The sequence below is a fragment of the Microbulbifer elongatus genome (assembly GCF_021165935.1).
GTDB classification, from domain to species: domain Bacteria; phylum Pseudomonadota; class Gammaproteobacteria; order Pseudomonadales; family Cellvibrionaceae; genus Microbulbifer; species Microbulbifer elongatus.
Map to the genome: position 1 here is coordinate 1,982,015 of NZ_CP088953.1, position 19,895 is coordinate 2,001,909.

The 19,895-nt window shown below is 59.0% G+C and carries 14 protein-coding genes; 10 read left to right on the forward strand and 4 right to left on the reverse strand.

Annotated features, from left to right (window positions below):
- Positions 1–146: 146 nt before the first annotated feature.
- From LRR79_RS08205 to LRR79_RS08220, 4 genes are all read left to right on the forward strand, one after another.
- Complete coding sequence (locus tag LRR79_RS08205; RefSeq protein ID WP_231759869.1) at positions 147–938, forward strand: UDP-2,3-diacylglucosamine diphosphatase; 792 nt, start codon at positions 147–149, stop codon at positions 936–938.
- A complete protein-coding gene (locus LRR79_RS08210) occupies positions 935–2,611 on the forward strand; it encodes a lysophospholipid acyltransferase family protein (protein ID WP_231759870.1) in 1,677 nt (558 codons plus the stop codon). Before LRR79_RS08205 ends, LRR79_RS08210 begins: the two co-directional genes overlap by 4 nt.
- A 124-nt stretch (positions 2,612–2,735) precedes the next feature.
- Entirely contained in the window at positions 2,736–4,181 is a 1,446-nt protein-coding gene (locus tag LRR79_RS08215) for an NfeD family protein (RefSeq protein WP_231759871.1), read from the forward strand.
- 63 nt (positions 4,182–4,244) lie between these two features.
- Positions 4,245–5,015 carry a slipin family protein gene (locus LRR79_RS08220; protein ID WP_231759872.1) on the forward strand — a complete coding sequence of 257 codons (771 nt, stop codon included), beginning with the start codon at positions 4,245–4,247 and terminating at the stop codon, positions 5,013–5,015.
- Here LRR79_RS08220 and LRR79_RS08225 read toward each other — a convergent pair.
- The 4 genes from LRR79_RS08225 to nhaC all read right to left on the reverse strand — a co-directional run bounded on the left by LRR79_RS08225 (position 5,012) and on the right by nhaC (position 12,079).
- The gene (locus tag LRR79_RS08225) at positions 5,012–6,763 is read right to left on the reverse strand and encodes an IlvD/Edd family dehydratase (protein ID WP_231759873.1); all 1,752 of its coding nucleotides are present in this window, start codon (positions 6,761–6,763) and stop codon (positions 5,012–5,014) included. The genes LRR79_RS08220 and LRR79_RS08225 overlap by 4 nt on opposite strands.
- Before the next feature lie 181 nt (positions 6,764–6,944).
- On the reverse strand, positions 6,945–8,561 hold the full coding sequence (pgi, locus tag LRR79_RS08230; protein WP_231759874.1) for a glucose-6-phosphate isomerase: 1,617 nt from the start codon (positions 8,559–8,561) through the stop codon (positions 6,945–6,947).
- A 948-nt stretch (positions 8,562–9,509) separates the two neighbouring features.
- Positions 9,510–10,580: a DUF3549 family protein gene (locus tag LRR79_RS08235; RefSeq protein ID WP_231759875.1), complete on the reverse strand. Its 1,071-nt coding sequence runs from the start codon at positions 10,578–10,580 to the stop codon at positions 9,510–9,512.
- Positions 10,581–10,588: 8 nt separating this feature from the next.
- Positions 10,589–12,079, reverse strand: a complete 1,491-nt coding sequence (gene nhaC, locus LRR79_RS08240) for a Na+/H+ antiporter NhaC (protein ID WP_231759876.1) — start codon at positions 12,077–12,079, stop codon at positions 10,589–10,591.
- A 336-nt stretch (positions 12,080–12,415) separates the two neighbouring features.
- Between nhaC and LRR79_RS08245 the strand changes: the two genes are divergently transcribed.
- From LRR79_RS08245 to LRR79_RS08270, 6 genes are all read left to right on the forward strand, one after another.
- Entirely contained in the window at positions 12,416–13,591 is a 1,176-nt protein-coding gene (locus tag LRR79_RS08245) for a 1-acyl-sn-glycerol-3-phosphate acyltransferase (protein ID WP_231759877.1), read from the forward strand.
- An 86-nt stretch (positions 13,592–13,677) separates the two neighbouring features.
- Positions 13,678–15,837: an ATP-dependent DNA helicase DinG gene (gene dinG, locus LRR79_RS08250; protein ID WP_231759878.1), complete on the forward strand. Its 2,160-nt coding sequence runs from the start codon at positions 13,678–13,680 to the stop codon at positions 15,835–15,837.
- A 12-nt stretch (positions 15,838–15,849) separates the two neighbouring features.
- The gene (locus tag LRR79_RS08255; protein WP_231759879.1) at positions 15,850–16,176 is read left to right on the forward strand and encodes a YqcC family protein; all 327 of its coding nucleotides are present in this window, start codon (positions 15,850–15,852) and stop codon (positions 16,174–16,176) included.
- A 277-nt stretch (positions 16,177–16,453) separates the two neighbouring features.
- Positions 16,454–17,149, forward strand: coding sequence for an ATP-dependent zinc protease family protein (locus LRR79_RS08260; protein ID WP_231759880.1), 696 nt, complete (start codon positions 16,454–16,456; stop codon positions 17,147–17,149).
- 103 nt (positions 17,150–17,252) lie between these two features.
- Entirely contained in the window at positions 17,253–18,785 is a 1,533-nt protein-coding gene (locus LRR79_RS08265; RefSeq protein WP_231759881.1) for an inactive transglutaminase family protein, read from the forward strand.
- Positions 18,785–19,774 (forward strand): alpha-L-glutamate ligase-like protein, encoded by a 990-nt coding sequence (locus tag LRR79_RS08270; RefSeq protein WP_231759882.1) that lies wholly within the window; start codon positions 18,785–18,787, stop codon positions 19,772–19,774. Before LRR79_RS08265 ends, LRR79_RS08270 begins: the two co-directional genes overlap by 1 nt.
- The last annotated feature ends 121 nt before the right edge of the window (positions 19,775–19,895 follow it).

Below are 19,895 nucleotides of genomic sequence, written 5' to 3' on the forward strand. Positions count from 1 at the left end.
GCACTTTTCGTCACTATTTTCCTCCCTGTGGCCGGTTTGCAATAGAAGCTTCAAGAAACAGCCGCCGGTTTGTAAGAAAACTCAAGCAAAGTTTTATCCATCTGAAGTAGTCCGAACCCCTGATGGAATCTGGATGGAACTTGCCAATGAGTAATCGATATCGCGCCCTGTGGATTTCCGATGTTCACCTGGGCAGTCGGGACAGCGAGCCGCAACGGCTGGCGGATTTCCTCGCCCAGAATACGGCAGATACCGTGTATCTGGTGGGCGATATCTTTGACATGAAGGCCATGTCCCAGGGCAAGGGCAGCTGGTGCAAGGCTTCCAGCATGTTGCTGGAAATGTTGTCTGAACTCAGCACCCGCGTACCGGAAATCATCTACGTGCCCGGCAATCACGATGCCCCCATGCGCAGCTGGGCCGGCAAGCGCCTCGGCAATATCCGTGTTGAACGTGAGTGGACCCATACCAGTGCCGATGGCAAGCGCTATTGGGTGACGCACGGGGATCAGTTTGAACACGATATCGAAATCAATCCCGTCAGTTACCACATCGGTGACCAGAGCTACTACCTGATGTTGCGGATCAACCGCTGGATCAATTACTGGCGCAGTCGTTTTGACAAGCCCTGGTGGTCCCTCGCCAACCACGTGAAAAATCGGGTGAACGCCGCCCGGCGAATGATGAACAAGTTCGAGGAAGTCGCCATTCGTGAGACCGGGCGCCGTGGTTACGATGGCGTGATCTGCGGACACATTCACCGCGCGGGAATCCGTCACAGCGCCTCTCAGGAGAACGCGGTGACCTATGCCAATTGTGGCGACTGGGTGGATTCCATGACCGCCATTGTGGAAGAGAAAAATGGCGCCCTGAACGTACTGCACTGGCACCGGACACCGAAGATTGCACGCATTATGACAGAGGCGGTAGCCGCATGATCCAGCTCGAAAATCTGCTGCAGAAAAATCCCTGGTACAGCGCCGCGCCGAAAAGCCCCACACGCCGGCTGGTTTCCGCCACGGTAAAAAAAATCTGCTGTGAGCAACAGCTGCAGCAGTTTGGAAAAAATTTTCCGCACCTGGGTGGTCTGGATTTTATTCGCCAGGTGTTCCGCTCCTTTGACTTCCACTACGACGTCAATCTCGCGGAGCTGGAGCGGATTCCCACATCCGGCCCGCTGGTGATCGTGTCCAACCACCCCCTGGGCAGTCTCGATGGGCTGGCCCTGATCGACATGGTGGCGCGGGTGCGCAAAGACGTGAAAGCGGTGGCCAGTCAGCTGCTGTGGAATATCGAACCCCTGCGCGGCTATCTGCTGCCGGTGGATAACTTTAACGGTCGTACTCGCCGCGAAGATGTCGAAGGTATTTACAGCCACCTGCGTGCTGGCGGTGTGATTATCGTATTCCCCGCCGGCGAGGTCTCGCGCCTGACTCCTCAGGGCGTGCGGGATGGTCGCTGGAACCCCGGCTTTATCCGCTTTGCGGACAAGACCGGTGCGCCAATTCTGCCGGTACAGGTACGCGGACGAAATTCCCTGTGGTGGTGTGGTCTGTCGATGGTGAACAAGCCGCTGTCGACGCTGTGGCTGATTCGCGAAATGTTCAAGCAGGTCAGCAAAGGGATTGATATCCGCATTGGCACACCGGTAACCCCGGAGCACTACCGAGACTGGCCTATGGCGCCCCGCGCGCAGGCCAAGCTGTGGAAGAAACAGGTCTACCGCCTGCACAAAAATCCCCAGGGATTGGCGCCGGAGCCAATCGCCGCAGCGGAAGCCGCTCCCGAAGTAGCGGCGGTACTGGGCGACTGTGAGACGCTGGTGGCACAGGGTGAGTTTGAGGTAAAACTCTACCGCCAGCGCCCGGATTGCCCGGTGATGCGGGAGCTGTCCCGTCTACGGGAGATCGCCTTCCGCGCGGTGGGCGAGGGTACCGGCAACAGCCGCGACTGGGATGCGTTTGACGCCTGGTACGATCACCTGTTGCTATGGGACAAAGAGCGCCAGCAAATAGCCGGCGCTTATCGCCTGGTAAGTACCGATGGTCTCACCGCAGACAAGATATACAGCACCACCCTGTTCAACTATTCCCGTTCGCCGGAAGAGTGCCTGCCGGCATCGGCGGAGCTGGGGCGCAGCTTCCTGCTGCCGGAGTACTGGCGCAGCCGTGGCCTGGATCTGTTGTGGTGTGGTATCGGTCAGTGGATTCTGCGCAACAACCGCCGCTATCTGTTCGGGCCGGTCTCCATGCCCGGCAACTTTTCCCGCCGCGCCAAGTCCGCCATTGTGCGCTATTTCCTGCACCATTTCTCCACCAGTCAACCCATGGGTAACGCGCGTCTGCCCTTTATTGAGGCCCGTGCAGACCTGCCGGAACTCAGTGGTGATGCCACTGGCGACATGCTGCAGTTGAAACAGATTCTGAAAGAAGAGGGCGTTGTACTGCCGCCGCTTTTCAAAAAATACACCGCAGTGACCACCCCGGGCGGCACCAGTTTCCACGCATTCAATATCGATCCGGATTTCTGCGATTCGGTGGATGGTCTGGTGGTAGTGGACCTGGAGAAAATGGACTCCAAGTTTGCCAGGCGGTATCTGGCGGCAAGTTAAATAGTCAATCCATATTGCCGGTTGCGATCTATAAACTCGCCGCAACCGGCGCGCTTTTCCCTGCCCGCTTCTGCGATTCTGTTACGCTTGTGTTTCCTGTTCTTTCGCACCCGGGATAACACCGATGAAACAGTGGTGTCCGAAAGCGGTACTCGCCTGCCTGCTGCTGATTCTGGCGCAGGCGTTTTCTATTGCTGTGCTTTCTCAGGAAATAGAGGGGGCTGCCGAGCCCGAACTCGAGAATCAGCCGCACATCGCGCAACTGTCCATCAATGGCCCTATCGGCCCCGCCACCACAGATTATCTGGTTCGCACCAGTGAGACGGCGCAGGAAAATGGCGCGCGACTGATTATCGTCAATATGGATACCCCGGGGGGGCTGGATGCCGCGACGCGGGACATCATTCAGCATATTCTTGCTTCGGAAATCCCCTACGTCACCTATGTCACGCCTGCCGGTGCCCGCGCCGCCAGCGCCGGCACCTATATCCTCTACGCCAGTCATGTAGCGGCAATGACACCATCCACCACACTGGGCGCGGCGACACCGGTTCAGATGGGCGGCGTGCCCGGGCAACAGGAGGCTCCGCAGAAAACACCCGACAAATCGCCGAAAGACAGCGATGGTGGTGAAAAAGCGGACGCGGGTGATCAGCGCGGTGGTGAAAGTGAAGACAGCAAGCCCGCAAGTGCCATGGAACGCAAGGTGATCAACGATTCCGTGGCTTATATCCGCGGTCTGGCGCAACGCCACGGACGCAACGCCGATTGGGCGGAAAAAGCGGTGCGGGATGCCGCCACGTTGACTGCGCAGGAAGCATTGGCAGAAAACGTGATTGATGTGGTGGCGGAGAACCAGCAACAGTTGATGAAACAGTTGCCGAATCGCGAAATTGTATTGGACGGTAAAAAACAGCCGATCGCAGGCGATGTCGCTGAGCTGCCGGCGGTGGCTTACGAACCCGACTGGCGCAACGAATTGCTGTCGCTGATCACCAATCCCCAGATCGCCTATATCCTGCTGCTCATCGGTATATACGGCCTTATCTTTGAAGGCTATAGCCCCGGCGCCATAGTGCCCGGCGTGGTCGGTGTGATCAGCCTGCTGTTGGCGTTTTATGCACTGCAGGTGCTGCCGATCAATTACGTAGGGCTGGCGCTGATTATCGTGGGTGCGTTGTTGATTGCTGCGGAACTGTTTGTGCCGAGTTTTGGGGCGCTGGGTATTGGCGGCGTTATTGCGCTGGTGATCGGCTCAGTGATGCTGATCGACAGCGATGTGCCGGGTATGCGGGTTTCCAAGGCGTTGATTGGTTCTATTGCCGCGATCAGCGGCTTGGGGCTGCTGGGCCTGTTGTACGCCGTCGGCCACAGTCTGCGCAAACCCAAGGTGGCCGCGAATAAAGCCATGGTGGGGCGCACTGCGGTGGTGATCGATGTGGAGCCGGAATTACTGGTGAAAATTGACGGCGAAATCTGGCGCGCCTGCTGTGACAACCTGCTGACCGAAGGCCAGCTGGTGACCGTGACGGAGGAGCAGGGCCTGATACTGCAGGTTCGACCGGAGTAAGTCACCCACCGCGGTGGTCCATTCCACCCTATTTCACTCCAATCCAAAAAGGGAGCGTTGCTCATGATCAGTTACTTTGCCAGTCTGTTGATACTGGCGATCGTATTTATTGTGATGTATGCGATCCGTATCCTGCGGGAATACGAGCGGGCGGTGGTGTTCTTTCTGGGGCGCTTCCAGTCGGTAAAGGGGCCGGGCCTGATCATCATCATTCCAGTGATCCAGACCATGGAGCGGGTGGATTTGCGGGTGGTGGTGATGGATGTGCCTACTCAGGATGTCATCAGCCGCGATAATGTTTCGGTCAAGGTCAATGCGGTGGTGTACTACCGGGTAATTGATCCACAGTCGGCGATTATCAATGTGGAAAACTACCACGAGGCGGTGAGCCAGCTCTCCCAGACGACCTTGCGTTCGGTACTGGGTAAACACGAGCTGGATGAAATGCTGTCAGAGCGCGATAAGCTCAATGTGGATATCCAGAAAATCCTCGATGAGCAGACGGATGCCTGGGGGGTGAAGGTCACCAATGTGGAGATCAAGCACATTGACCTGGACGAAAGCATGATCCGCGCCATCGCCCGTCAGGCCGAGGCGGAACGTTCACGGCGGGCGAAGGTGATTCATGCGGAAGGGGAGGCGCAGGCAGCGGTAAAACTGACGGAGGCGGCGGATCAGCTTTCCAGGAACTCGAATGCGATTACCCTCCGCTACATGCAGACCCTGATCGATATCGCCGGAGAGCAGAATTCGACGATTGTATTTCCGTTGCCCATGGACTTGATCAAGCCGCTGCTGAAAGGCGGCCAGACCGGTGGCGAAGGAACCCCCTAATGGGATTCCCTCGATACTTCGTCACCGGAGGCTCCAACCAGAAAGTCCAGGTCGGCGCCCTGGTCTGCCTGTAAGACCGTATCGATATATAGTTTTGCGTAGCCCCGTTGATAGGTTGGTGCGGGTCGATGACTGTTCCAGTGCCGCAGGCGGTCTTGCAATTCCTCATCCGAAATTTTGAGGTTGAGACTGCGCGCTTCGCCATCGAATTCGATCAGGTCGCCGGTCTGCACCACGGCCAGCGGGCCACCGGCGCTGGCCTCCGGGGCAACGTGCAGAATCACCGAGCCAAACGCCGTGCCACTCATGCGCGCGTCAGAGATCCTCAGCATATCTTTGACCCCTTTTTCCAGTAGTTTTTTCGGTAGCGCCATATTGCCCACTTCCGGCATCCCCGGATACCCCTTGGGGCCGCAGCCTTTCAGCACCATGATGCTGTGCTCGTCGATTTCCAGTTCCGGCAGGTCCTTGCGCGCGTGATAGTCCTCAATAGATTCGAAGACGACCGCGCGTCCCGTGTGCTTAAGCAGCGCCGGTGAGGCGGCATTGGGCTTGATGATGGCGCCACGGGGGCACAGATTCCCTCGCAATACCCAGATCCCGGAGTTTTCCGTCACCGGGTTGTCCAGGTTGCGGATAACGGTATCGTTGTAGCACTCGGCTTCTTCAATCTGTTCACCGAGGGTGTGGCCACTGACCGTCACCGCGGACAAATCGAGATGACTGCCAATCTTTTTCATCACTGCGGGAAGGCCACCGGCATAGTGGTAGCCCTCCATAAGGAAGCGGCCCGACGGCATCAGGTCGACCAGCAGTGGCAGGTCGCGACTGTAGCGGTCAAAGTCTTCCAGTTGCAGGTCAATCTTCAGACGCCCGGCCAGAGCCAGCAGGTGCATGACCGCGTTGGTCGAACCACCAACTGCCGCGTTCACCTTGATCGCATTGATCAGTGCGCTGCGGGTGACGATATCTTTTATGCGCACGTCATCCTGCACCAGTCGCACGATTTCGCGCCCGCTCATGTGTGCCATCGCCTGGCGGCGTGCGTCCACCGCGGGAATCGAGCTGTTGTACGGCAGGCACAAACCCATGGCTTCCACAAGATTGGATACCGTAGATGCGGTGCCCATGGTCATGCATACCCCCCGGGAGCGGGACATGCCGCTTTCCGCAGCGATGAAGTCCTCCTGGCTCATTTCACCGGCGCGCACTGCCTCAGAGAATTTCCACACGTCGGTGCCCGAGCCGATATCGCGACCGCGAAACTTGCCATTCAGCATCGGGCCGGAGGAGACCACAATTGAGGGAAGGTTGACGCTGGCGGCGCCCATCAGCTGGCCCGGGGTGGTCTTGTCGCAGCCACCGAGCAGTACCACGCCGTCAATGGGGTTGCCGCGGATGGATTCTTCCACGTCCATGGCGAGCAGGTTGCGAAACAGCATGGCGGTGGGCCGCATCTGGGTCTCGCCCAGACTGGTGACCGGAAATTCCAGCGGTACGCCGCCCGCTTCCCAGACACCACGCTTCACATACTCAGCGATCTCCCGCAAGCCGGAATTGCAGGGTGTGATTTCGGACCAGGTGTTGCAGATGCCAATGATGGGGCGGCCATCGAAAATATGGTCCGGGTAGCCCTGGGCCTTCATCCAGGAGCGGTGGATAAAGCCGTCTTTATCGGATTTGCCGTAACTCAGCTGGCTGCGGCGGGGAGGGTGGCTCTTACCGGGGGTCTTGTTATTTTTCTTCATGCAATGCGTACTCGAAATGGCGTGCTAGAGAAACTGTGTGCTTGAGTGGCGCAACAGGGCCGCGTCACGGGGCGGCCATTGATAAGACGGGCAAGCCGGTGAAAACTGATACTGTCGATTCAAGCGTCAGTTTTCACGGTGGGGGACGCAGTGGGCGGGGAGGTCCGCCCGGTTTGCGGGGTTATTTGTTCAGCAGGCGTCTGAACAGTGCGGCGGTTGAGCCGTCCCATGTCTCCGGGATACCGCTATCCATGGCCTGGTGAACGCCATTGCCAAGGATTTTGCCCAGCTCCACACCCCACTGATCAAATGGGTTGATATCCAGCAGGCAGCCAAAAGTAAACACCTTGTGTTCATAGAGCGCCAGCAGACTGCCCAGGTGGAACGGGTCCAGCTTTTCCACAACCAGAGTGTTGCTGGGGCGGTTGCCCGGCACCACCTTGTGGGGGGCCAGCTGGTGCACCTCTTTGTGGGTGTGGCCAGAAGCCTCCAGCTCCTTGCGCGCCTCTGCTAGGGACTTGCCCTGAAGCAGTGCCTGGCTCTGGCTCAGGCAGCAGGAGAGCAGCCATTGGTGTTGTTCCTTGAGCTCAGAGGTGGGCTCCTTGATCGCGATAAAGTCCGCCGGGATCATGTCGGTGCCCTGGTGCAGCAACTGATGGAATGAGTGCTGACCGTTGCTGCCCTCGGCACCCCAGATAACCGCGCCGCTCGGGTAGGGGAGCTGCTCGCCACCGCGGGTCACACTCTTGCCCAGGCTCTCCATATCCAGCTGCTGCAGCCAGGCCGGGAATTTGGCCAGGCGCTGGGCGTAAGGCAGTACCGCGAGGCTGCCAGCACCCCAGCACTGGCGATACCAGAAGTGGATCAATGCCATGAGTACCGGCAGGTTTTGCGTAAACTCCGCCTCGGCAAAATGGCGATCCATGGCATTGGCGCCTTTCAGCAGGTCGTTGTAAACGTCAAATCCACAGGCCAGGGCAATCGGCAGGCCGATGGCAGACCATAGAGAGTAGCGGCCTCCCACCCAGTCCCACATGGGAAAAATATTCTGTGCCGCGATCCCGAAGTCCTGGGCGGCGACGATATTGCTGCTCACCGCTACAAAGTGTTTTTCCAGATCGGACTCCGCACAGCCCGCGTCGAGCACCCACTGGCGCGCTGAGAGGGCGTTCTGGCGGGTTTCCAGGGTGGAGAAGGACTTGGAGGCGACGACGAACAACGTCTCGTCAGCGGGCAGGAGAGCGGTGGTATCGCTCAGGTCGGCACCGTCGATATTCGCCACAAAGTGCACGGCCAGCTCTGGATTATGCCAGGGGCGCAGTGCTTCCCACACCATGCGCGGCCCCAGATCCGACCCGCCGATGCCGATATTGACCACGTGGCGGATGCGCTTGCCGCTAAAGCCGGTCCAGGTTCCGCTGTGGATCTGTTCAACGAACTTGGCCATCTGCGCGCGGCAGTCGGCTACCGCCTGCTCATGTTCGGTCTGGGGCTCGCCCTGAAAGCGCAGTGCTGTGTGCAGGGCCGGTCGGTGTTCCGTGTTGTTGATGTTGCTGCCCGCAAGCAGGGCATCGATACGGCTTTTGAGTTGTGCGGTATCGGTGTAATCCAGCAGCTGTTGCAGTGTTTCTGCGCTCAGCAGGTTTTTACTGTAGTCCAGGTAAATACCGGCAGCTTCCGCGCTGAAGGTCTGCGCGCGCTCCGGGTCAGTCGCGAACAGATCGCGCAGGGACCAGCGCTGTTGGTCTTTGTGTTGTTGCAGAGAGGCGATGGCGGCAGACAGGGGGAGAGCATCCATGGTCAAAATATCTTCGCTGAAAGTGTTATGTTCGGCAGGAAAGTTGCTGATATTAGCGACAAACGATCGTCGCGGCCAGTGCGGCGCAGATTGGGAATACCTGTGCAATTCAGGTGCAGGAAAACAGCAACCTGTTACAAAAATGGTGCTCTGGTAGTGGATCGCCTTTGGGGCGCGGAGGGCTGGTAACGGAGGGTGCAGGAAATCGCGGGCGTGATTTTTCGGGATCCAGAATGCAAAATGCCGCTTCGAAAAGCGGCATTTGCATGAACCTGTCAGAGAGTGATTATTTAACCACTTTCATACAGCGAACATTATCGGATGCCATCCAGCAATCCGCGTCCGCAGGACAAGCCATGGAAGTCGGAATTTGCTCTGATCCTGGAGGGCAGGCGGCCGGCATCGGAGCCGGTGCACAACAACCTGCGAGGACCAGTGCACAAATAATTCCGGTTAAGTACTTGGCTGGAGTGAAATTCATCCCCTAACTCCTTTCCGTTGATGTTAGTCAATAGCATAGACAATAAAACGTCACCTGTTTGGTGTGCTTTGTAAAAATCTTTTCTACAAACATACCGCCCAATGGAGTGTAATAGGCGCGCGGTTAAAATAGCCGCCACAGGTGAATTCAGGATAAAAACGCCGCCAGTTTGTCGTCCCAGTGGGCCTGAATTTAAAGGGTTAAACGCCAAATTACGTTTAACAGCCACACTGCATCATTGCAGAGTGGGTATTATTTTTTTTCAGTAAAGTGAAAAAGAATTTTTTTTCCTTCTTTGAGCGGAATTCGCGAAGAAGGCGGCGCCAGAAAATACTGGTTGGCTGGGCAGGGGCTGGGGAAGGACTGGTTTTCACCCGTCGATTTTCGCGCATTTTTTCACGCGCGCACCAGGTGCGCGCTCTGTGGGACATTCATTTTCCGGGCGGGAGAGAGGAATCGACGGTGGCTCAGGTTCCGGATTGCAAAAACCGGCCGAACGAAAGGGCCACCGATTCCTGACGCTGTGGGTCGCGCAATACCCCCAGCAGCACATTGCGCAATTGCGGAAGGAACAGCAGGTCGCTCAGCAGCAGGTTGAAGGTTTCCTGGGGCTGGCTTGCGCTGAGGCGTTCCAGCCAGCTTTTGGCCAGCACCGCTTGCGACAGATCCTCGTTGCAGCGGCTGCCAATTGCCGCGAGTACTTCCGGCTGGGTGGCGGCTCCAGCGGGGTTCTGCTGCAGAATCCAGCGTAGAAACTGCTGCCGCATTCCCGTTGCCGGGCTGTGGGAGATACCGCGAATCACCGCAATCACCAGGGCGAAATCCGGTGTATCGGACTCCAGAGATTGCCTGGCTCGGGCAATCAGTGGTTCCACCAGCTGGTGTTCAATGGCTTCGCTTTCAAAGCCCTGACTGAGGGAAATAAGTGCTGGTGCGGCGAAGCGAGTGAGGTTTGCCGCCAGGTTTTCCTGCTCTTTGTCCCAGCGCACCGCCAGATCTGCCAGCCCCTGCAGTGCCAGCTGCTCCCAGGGAAACGCAGCGGGATCTTTGGCGTAGGCCTTGGCGGCGGGATAGTGGTTACTGGGCGGGTGCCCGAGTAGCTTTGCCGCTTGCGCGTGAAACACCGCCCGCTTGTCGGTTGCCGGCGTAAACATCAGCCCGCTGTTTTCCAGTGCCTGTTGCAGTGCCTTGGCGGGGGCCTGACCGTTACTTGCCGCCTCGTTGGCAGGGTGCAATGCCTGGTGCAGCGCTCGCAGGAAACGATCGCGGATTGGCAACAGCAGTTTGCCCTGCTCATCCAGTGGCAGGCGCAGGAACCACACGGCGGGTTCGTCGGCGCTGTTTTCATTTTCAGTGCGTCGCGGGGTCAGCAGCAGTCCGCACCAGGCCTGGCGCAGATAGGGGTGCGGCCAGGGGCTGGCACCATCCTCAAACGCTTGCGCGGCTTTTCTGGAAACAGGGCGCACCCGGCGCCCCAGGTCGAACCAGCGCAGATCAAAATCCGCATCGGTAATCAGGTCGGTCAGGGTGTTGGCCATCGGATACTTCAGGCTTTTTCTGCATCTTGTAGGGGTTGCTGTGCGCCCAGTGGCATCTGCTTGAAGTGCAGCCAGCCATAGGCGATGGCGAGCAGTGGACAGATGATATTGAACAGGGCGAAGGGGGCATAGGTAAAGGTGGCGATACCCAGGGTGGCGCTCATGTAGGCACCGCAGGTATTCCAGGGGATGAGTACCGAGGTGATGGTGCCGGAGTCTTCCAGGGTGCGCGACAGGTTGAGGCCGTGCAGCCCTTTACCTTCAAAGGCTTCGCGGAACATACGACCGGGAATGATGATCGCCATGTACTGGTCGCCTGCGGCGGCATTCATGCCGAAGCAGGTGAGTACCGTAGAGGTGATCAGGCTACCCACGGTTTTCACACCAGACAGAGCCCAGTTGACAATGCGCTCCAGGAAACCGGCGCGCTCCATGACACCGCCGAACGCCATGGCGGAAATAATCAGCCAGATGGTGTTGAGCATGCTGCTCATGCCGCCCTTGGACAGCAGTGAAGCCACCGCTTCGTTACTGGAGGTGGATTTATAACCATCGAACAGACTGTGCCAGGCGCCTTTCAGCAAGCTCAGTGGCCCTTCACCGCCGGCCAGCTGACGGGTAGCGTTGGGTTCGAAAATCATCGCGATCATACAGCCAACCAGCGCGCCGATAATCAGCGTCGGGTAAGCGGGTACTTTCTTCCACGCCATGGCGAGCAAAAGCACCAGTGGCAACATACTGACGATCGATATGCTGAACTCTTCCTGCAGGGCTCCCAGCAGGGTCTGGATGTCTTCCGCGGAAGCGTGGCCGGTATTGGAGCTGAGTCCGATGACCGCAAACACGACCAGAGCGATGGTGAAAGCCGGGATGGTGGTCCACAGCATATGGCGGATGTGCAGGAACAGGTCGTTGGAGGTGACTGCGGCGGCCACATTGGTGGTATCGGAAAGCGGCGACATCTTGTCGCCGAAGTAGGCGCCGGAGATCACCGCGCCGGCGGTAATTGCCGGGTTCAGGCCGAGGGCCGCAGCAATACCCATCAAGGCGACGCCGAGGGTGCCCGCGGTGGTCCAACTGGAGCCAATACTCAGGCCGACAATGGCACAGATAATACAGCTGGCGGCGTAGAACCACTGGGGAGACAGCATCTGTACCCCGTAATAGATCATCGACGGCACGGTGCCGGCGAGAATCCAGCTGCCGATCAGCGCGCCCACCGCCAGCAAAATCAGGATGGCGCCAAACACCAGACTCATGCCGTGCAGCATGCCGCCTTCCATTTCCTTCCAGGTAAAACCGTTTTTCATGCCCACGAGTGCGGCGACCCCGGCACACAGCAGCAGGGCAATCTGATTGGGGCCGTAGGAGGAATCTGCGCCGTAGAAAAAGACCGACAGGGACAGCAGGGCGATCAGGATCAGGAGCGGGATCAGGGCATCCAGCAAACTGGGGGTACGGGAGTCGTGGTGCGACTCGCTGGAACTGGTGTGACTCAAGGCAGTCTCCTAGTGGCAGGCAAGTATCCGACTCCCAGCTTGTGACCGGGGAGCCAGGTCAGTTTCTTGTTATAAAGCGGCCTATTCTCGGGGGCGGATTCCCATATGTCTATAGTGATGCCGGTGAGGTCGGCAGTGGTAAACAGGCGCGGGTTACCCGGGAGTCGGCGTTGGCGCTGGCAGTTCGTCGCCGCATCCGGTATGTTCTGCGCCGGTTTCGCCCGGCAATCCCCGAAACTGGTATCGGGGGGCGCGCACTGGGCCAAAATAAGAAAGCGCCAGAGCGTGGCGGGCCCGAATCCTCGGCGCGCTGAAGTTGGCAGGTAGCACTACTCCATGAATGCGAGAAATATCGACCCCAGTCTGTTTGATGAAATTCGCCCCTACCGGGACGACGAGGTGCGCGCGGTACTGCGCCGCCTGGTAGAAGATCCGGAAATGTCCCGGGTTGTGGCCCATTCCCTCCTTCCCGGCGCGGCCAGCAAGCTGGAGCGCCCCCTTGCCTGGCTGGTACGCCAGTTTGTGCGCTTTGAGTTTCGCAATGCCAGGGATGTGCGCGGTGTACAGGAGGTGATCGCCAAGTATCTGGAAAAAGCGGTCAACCGCACCAGCTGTGGGCTGACCATTTCCGGTCTGGATACTCTGCCGCGAGATCGCGCCTGTCTGTTTGTCAGTAATCACCGGGACATTGCCATGGACCCGGCGCTGGCGATTCTCGCCATGTTCAAGGAAGGGCACGAGACCTCTCGCATCGCGATTGGTGACAATCTGCTGTCCAAGCAGTTTGCCACCGATATCATGAAGCTCAACAAGTGTTTTGTGGTGAAACGCAGTTCCGGCAGCCGCCGGGAGAAGCTGATGGCCGCGACCACCCTGTCGAACTACATCCACCACTCCATCGTCAACGACAATGAGCACGTGTGGATCGCCCAGCGTGCCGGCCGTGCCAAAGACGGGCTGGACCGCACCAACCCGGCGCTGGCGGCAATGTTCGCCATGGCCAAGCCCAAGGAGCAGCCGTTCGCCGATTTCTGGCGGGAACTGCATATTGTGCCCCTATCCATTTCCTACGAGTGGGATCCCTGTGATCGCTACAAGGCGCGGGAGCTCTATATCAAGGAGCACAAGGACGAATATCAGAAGGAAGCCCACGAGGATCTGGGTAGCATCGGTAAAGGGGTTGTGGGCAAGAAGGGACATGTCCATGCCGCCTTCGGTACCCCGATTGAAAAGGACTTCAATGACGTGGCGGCGCTCGCCGACGAGATCGATCGTCAGATTATCGGCAATTATGTGCTGCACCCCACCAATCTCATCGCCTATCAGATGATTTACGGAGAGGCGCCACAGGTGCCGGTGGGGTATCCCCCCAAGCCCTGGCACCCGGACGAGCATCAGGAGATCCGCGCCCAGTTCGAGCAGCGTATGGCCGCCATAGACGAGCGCTGGCGGGATAAGGCCATCCAGGGCTACGCCAATCCGGTGGTTTCCCGTCTCGCTTTTGAACAGTGAGCCGAAAGCCGATTGGCGCTCCCTTGAGCAAGCGTGGATAATGGCCGGCTGATTTCCCCATCATTTGTAGGTTCAGCCGGTCCCCAGTGCTCAGCGATAAAGACAAAGAATCCATCCAGACTGCCTATCGTCAGTTTCTCAACGGCCGCGAGCTGAAAGCCCGCTACGGCCAGAAACTGATGATTGCGGCCATTGCCCGTGCGTTGGGCGGTATCGAGCGCAACGGTGCCGGCGAACGCGATCACAGCAAGACCGACGGCCAGCATATCTGCGTGGTCGAGGCCGGCACCGGTACCGGTAAAACCGTTTCCTACCTGTTGGCGGCCATTCCCATGGCCATCGCGCACGACAAAACCCTGGTGGTGTCCACGGCGACCGTGGCCCTGCAGGAACAGATCATCCTCAAAGACCTGCCGGAGCTGGTGCGCCACTCGGGTCTCAAGTTCGACGTTGCCCTCGCCAAGGGGCGCGGGCGATATCTGTGCCTGTCAAAACTGGACCAGTTGCTCACCGAGCTTACCTCCAGTGGTGTCGGTGCCTCCCTGGCACTGTACGAAGACGAAAAGCCCCAGGTGGATGAGGCCGGGATCAAACTCTATCGGGAAATGGCCGACGAGCTGGCCAGTGGAGGCTGGGATGGCGACCGCGACAACTGGAAAGACACCCTGGAAGGGGAGGACTGGAGCCGGGTCACCACCGACCACCGCCAGTGCAGCGGCCGCCGCTGTCCCCATGTCAGCGGCTGCAGCTTCTTCCGCGCCCGCGAGAGCCTCGGCAAGAGCCGCGTAATCGTTGCCAACCACGACCTGCTGCTGGCGGACCTGGCCCTGGGGGGCGGCGCGATTCTGCCGGCGCCGGAAGATTCCATCTATGTACTGGACGAGGCGCACCACCTGCCGGACAAGGCGCTCAATCACTTTGCCCACCACAGTCGTGTCGGCGCCACCACTGGCTGGCTGGATCAGGCCAATAAGAATCTGAGCCAGCTGCTGGGGGAGATTGGCGATGGTGGCGAGCTGGATCGCGCCGGTGAGGACCTTCCGGCACTCTTCACCTCCGCCAAGCAGAAGCTGGAAATGGCCTGGCCGCTGATCGAAGATCTGTGTGAATTCGAGGAGGAGCGCGGCCGCGGCGGCCAGCAGTCCCGCAGTGCCCGCCACCGCTTTGAAGGCGGCGTGGTGCCGGAGTCCCTGATGCAGATCGCCGACCAGCTGCGCGAGGATTTCGACGAGATGGAGGCGCTGCTGGGCAAGATGGTGCAGGTGGTCCAGCGCATGATGGAAGATGCCCATAGCCCGGTGCCGATTGTGGATCTGGAGCGCTGGTATCCGGTACTCGGTGGCTGGCACGGCCGCGCCGAGGCCAACCTGCAACTGTGGGCCAATTATTCAAGAGAGGATCAGGGCTCTGTGCCCCAGGCGCGCTGGATCACTCTGGTGGACTGGGGTGGTTCCTTTGATTTTGAAGTGTGCAGCTCGCCCATTCTCGCCGGTAAAACCCTGGAATACAGCCTGTGGCGCCGCTGTTACGGCGCCGTACTGACCTCCGCCACACTGACGGCGCTGGGACGTTTTGACCGCCTCAAGATGCGCGCCGGTACCCCGGATAACGCCAGCTACGAGGTTGTCCCCAGCCCGTTTGATTTCTCCCGCGCGGAATTGCGCGTGCCAAGAGATGCGGTGGAGGCCAACAATGCGGATCTGCACACCGATGCGGTGATCGAGGCGCTTCCGGCGCTGCTGGATTCGGAGGAGGAGGGCGGGGCCCTGGTGCTGTTTGCGTCGCGGCGGCAGATGGAAACCGTCTATGAATCCCTGCCGGGTACCTGGCGCAACCGCATCCTGATGCAGGGGCAGCAATCCCGCCAGCAATTGCTGGACAGTCATAAGAAAAGTGTCGACAAGGGCGGACGCAGTGTGCTGTTCGGCCTCGCCAGTTTTGCCGAAGGCCTCGATTTACCCGGGAACTACTGCCGCCATGTAATCATTGCCAAGCTACCCTTTGCGGTGCCGGATGATCCGATTGAAGCGGCGCTGGCGGAGTGGATTGAGGCCAAGGGTGGCAATTCGTTCATGCAGATCACGGTGCCGGATGCCGCCCTGAAGCTGGTGCAGGCCTGTGGCCGCCTGCTGCGCACCGAGAAAGACAGCGGCACGATCACGCTGCTGGACCGGAGAATTGTCACCAAGCGCTATGGCCGCGCCATGCTGGACTCACTGCCGCCGTTTCGACGCGCCATCAACTAGATTTGTTTTGTTATGAAATCCATTTATTCGGACATCGCTACACTGTTGCTGGAGCTCGAGGCGGAGTTGCGCGCACTGGACCTGTGGGAAGACACTCCGCCTAGTGCCGAAGCCCTGGCCAGCACCCAGCCTTTTTGTGTAGATACCCTGACGTTTCCGCAGTGGCTGCAGTTCGTGTTTCTCACGCGTATGAGTCATCTGGTGGAGTTTGAGCAGCCCTTGCCGCAGCAGTGTGGCATTGCGCCTATGGCCGAGGAACACTTCCGCGGTAGCAGCCAGACGGGGGCGGCTCTGGTTGCCAAGCTGACTGAAATTGACGAGCGACTGGTTCGCGGCTGAGTCCCTTCCGCGCCGGGTTTCGCCGATTGTCGCTTGATTCGTTGTGACCAGTTGGTACCATCGCGTCTCGCCGTTTAGCGGCTACCCTGTTCCTCATCTGTACGCCACAACACTGAAAAAGGGTGATGGGGCCCCCGGTGCAGTTGTGAAGTGGATAAGGTAATATCCGGGCTTTGCAAAATTCAGGGTACATGGAGTACCCGTTGCCATACCGCCAGGATTACTTGATAACAGTGCAAAGGGCCAACCCCGCGCCCTAAGGTAGTAATAAGAACAGATGCGGTTTTTGCCTTGTATTTCCCTGTTGCTGCTTGTTCAGCTGCTCGCCGGTTGTGAGACGCTGCGCCTGTCGCAACCAGCTCCCCCGGAATCGCCCAATGTGTTTGAGGAAACGCCCCCGGCCCAGGCGGCTCCCGATGCAACCGGTCAGTGCCCGCCGGTTGAAGCGGTGGTGTGTGCCGAGCCCGAAGTCAAAGTGGTGGAGCGGGTGATCGAGCGCAAGTTCGAGACGATCGTCGAAGTACCGGTGGCCAAAGACAAGCTGGTGTTGGGGTCGGAAGAGTATTTCGTCATCGAGCCCGGCGCTTTGCGCCTGAAGGCGCTGGTGGATACCGGGGCTGCAACCTGCTCCCTGAGCGTCAGTGATATGACACCGTTCGAGCGCGACGGTAACGACTGGGTGCGCTTCAACCTCTCTGATGGTGGCGATGCAGAGCCACTGAAAATCGAGCTGCCCATCAAGCGCCATGTGCGGGTGGCGCGCCCGGGGTTCGAGCGCCAGCGCCGACCGGTCGTGAATATGAGTCTTTCCATCGGTGAGGTGACCCACATGGTGGAAGTCAACCTGGTGGAGCGGGGGGAGTTTGAGTTTCCGCTTCTGGTGGGGCGCAACTTTCTCAAAGATGCCGCAGTGGTGGATGTGAGCCGCAAACTGGTGCAGGGCAACGGCACCGCACCGGCGGTTGGCAAGTAAACACGAAACCTCGGAAATGTGGCGCCGTTACTGGCAGAACGCGCAGTAATCGGCAAAATACGCGGCCAAAAGCTGCAATCCATTTTGAAACGGGGAATGGCGAATGTCGCCACGGGCTCAGGTCTATATTCTCGCCGCGATACTCGCCCTGATGGGCGCCGGCCTAACCATCTACAAAAATGTCGAACTGGGCTTCCCGCTATTGCCCGGGGAATACCGCACCGTCTGGACGATCGAGGCCAAGGTGCGCTTCAATGCCGATAGCGGCCCCGCCAAGGCAGCGCTGACTCTGCCCCGGGAACAGCGCAATATGGAAGTCCTAGGAGAAACCTTCAGCTCTTCCGGCTACGGTTTCAATATCATTAGCGAAGACGACGAGTATCGCGCGGTCTGGGCCAAACGCCAGGCCAGCGGCGTGCAGTCGCTTTTCTACCAACTGGATGTGCACCAGACACCGGGTGCCGCTCTGGAACAGCCGCTGGATCTCAGCACTGAGGTGGTCAAACCGCTGCTCAGTGCCGCTGAGCAGGAAGCGGTACGTCAGGCTATCTACTCCCTGGTCGGCAGCGCGCGCGAACGCTCCTCTGATACCAGCACCTTTACCTCGGAGCTGCTCACCGCACTGAGCGATAACCGCAATCAGGACAGCAATCTGATCTTCGGGTACTACAAAAATCGCTCGTATGTGGATGTGGCACTACTGGTGCTGGCCGCTGCAGATATCCCGGCGCACCGTATTCGCGGTTTGTATCTGGAAGACGACCGCCGCCGCTTGGATCCGGAAGACCTGCTGGAAATCTACGACGGTGAGCGCTGGATAGTGTTCGAGCCGCAGAGCGGCTCACCGGGCGTGCCGAAGAATTTCTTTATCTGGCAGCGCGGTGGCAAGAGCCTGCTGGATGTGGAAGGCGGCCGCAACTCTGGCGTGACCTTCTCGGTGATTTCCAATGATGTACCGGCCCGCGACGTGGCCATGCTGAGTACCAGCCAGGAAAAAGAAGCCCTGGTGGATTTTTCCATCTACAGCCTGCCTATCGAACAGCAGAGTATCTTCAAACTGATCCTGCTGGTGCCGGTGGGCGCGCTGGTGGTGGTGCTGCTGCGGGTGTTTGTGGGGCTGCGCACATCGGGCACCTTTATGCCGGTGCTGCTGGCCATTGCGTTTATCGAGACACAGCTGTTCACCGGTCTCGCTATTTTCGTGCTGATTCTGATTCTCGGCCTGTGGATCCGCTTCTATCTGAGCCGGCTCAACCTGCTCCTTGTGGCGAGGATCGCCGCCGTGGTGGTCACGGTGGTGATTCTGATGGGTGCCATCAGTGTGGTGAGTTACAAGCTCGGCATCGAGCAGGCGCTGACGGTGACCTTCTTCCCGATGATTATTCTTGCCTGGACCATCGAGCGCATGTCTATTGTGTGGGAAGAGGACGGCCCCTATGAGGTAGTGGTGCAGGCCGGGGGCAGTCTGCTGGTGGCGGTGATCGCCTGGTGGGTGATGACCAACCGCTACATCGAGCACTGGACCTTCAATTTCCCCGAGCTGTTACTGGTGCTGCTCGGCTTTATCATGATCGTCGGTAACTATACCGGTTACCGCCTCGGTGAACTGGCGCGGTTCCGCCAGCTGGTGCGCTGATGCATCTGCCGACTTTTTTTCGCGGTGGCCTGGTCTCGCCTTTTTCGCTGCGGAAGCTCGGCGTACTGGGCATGAATGCGCGTAATGTGCACTACATTGCGCGCTACAACGATCGCGATAAATACCCCATCGTCGACGACAAGCTCAACACCAAGCGCCAGGCCAAGCGCTACCGGATTCCCGTCCCGGAACTGATTGCCGCCTTCGAGACCCAGCCCAGCCGCAAGCGGGTGATGGAGGTCATCGAGCCGCTGGAAAAATTCGTGATCAAACCGGCCCGCGGTTCCGGTGGAAAGGGCATTCTGGTGATTGTCGGCCGCGACGGTGATGAATATCGAAAACCCTCGGGCAGCAAGGTCACTGCCCTGGATATCCAGCGCCATGTGAGCAATATCCACAGTGGTCTCTACAGCCTTGGCGGTAAGCCCGACCGGGTAATGATCGAGGCGCTGGTGGATTTCGACCCTGTCTTCGACAAGTACTCGTTTGAGGGGGTGCCGGATATCCGTGTGATCGTTTTCCGCGGCTACCCGGTCATGGCCATGTTGCGTTGCTCCACCCACGATTCCGACGGAAAAGCCAATCTGCACCAGGGCGCAGTGGGGGTGGGCGTGGATCTCGCCACGGGCAAGGCTGCCCACGCGGTGCAGCGGGGGATGCGGGTGGAGATTCACCCGGATACCCAGATGCCCTTCGCCGATCTGGAGGTGCCGGACTGGAAAGAGCTGGTGCGCCTGGCGGCCAGCTGCTACGAAATGACCGGGCTTGGCTACCTCGGCTGCGATATCGTGCTGGACCGCAAACGCGGGCCGCTGCTACTGGAAGCCAATGCGCGCCCCGGGCTCGCGATCCAGATTGCCAATGGGGTGGGCTTGCGCACGCGCCTGGAACATATCGAAGGTATGGATCTGGAGAAGTTGGAGAAAAACGTGGATGAGCGGGTGGCGTATTCGATGGATTATTTTGCGGCGAAGCCCTTAGCGCTATAACAAGCCCTTAGCGCTATAACAAGCCTTTCGCTTGATGGCAGGGCTTTAGCCTAAAGACGTCATACCGGCGAAGGCCGGTATCCAGTACTGAGTTTGGGCACCGTGCAATTCTGGATCCCGG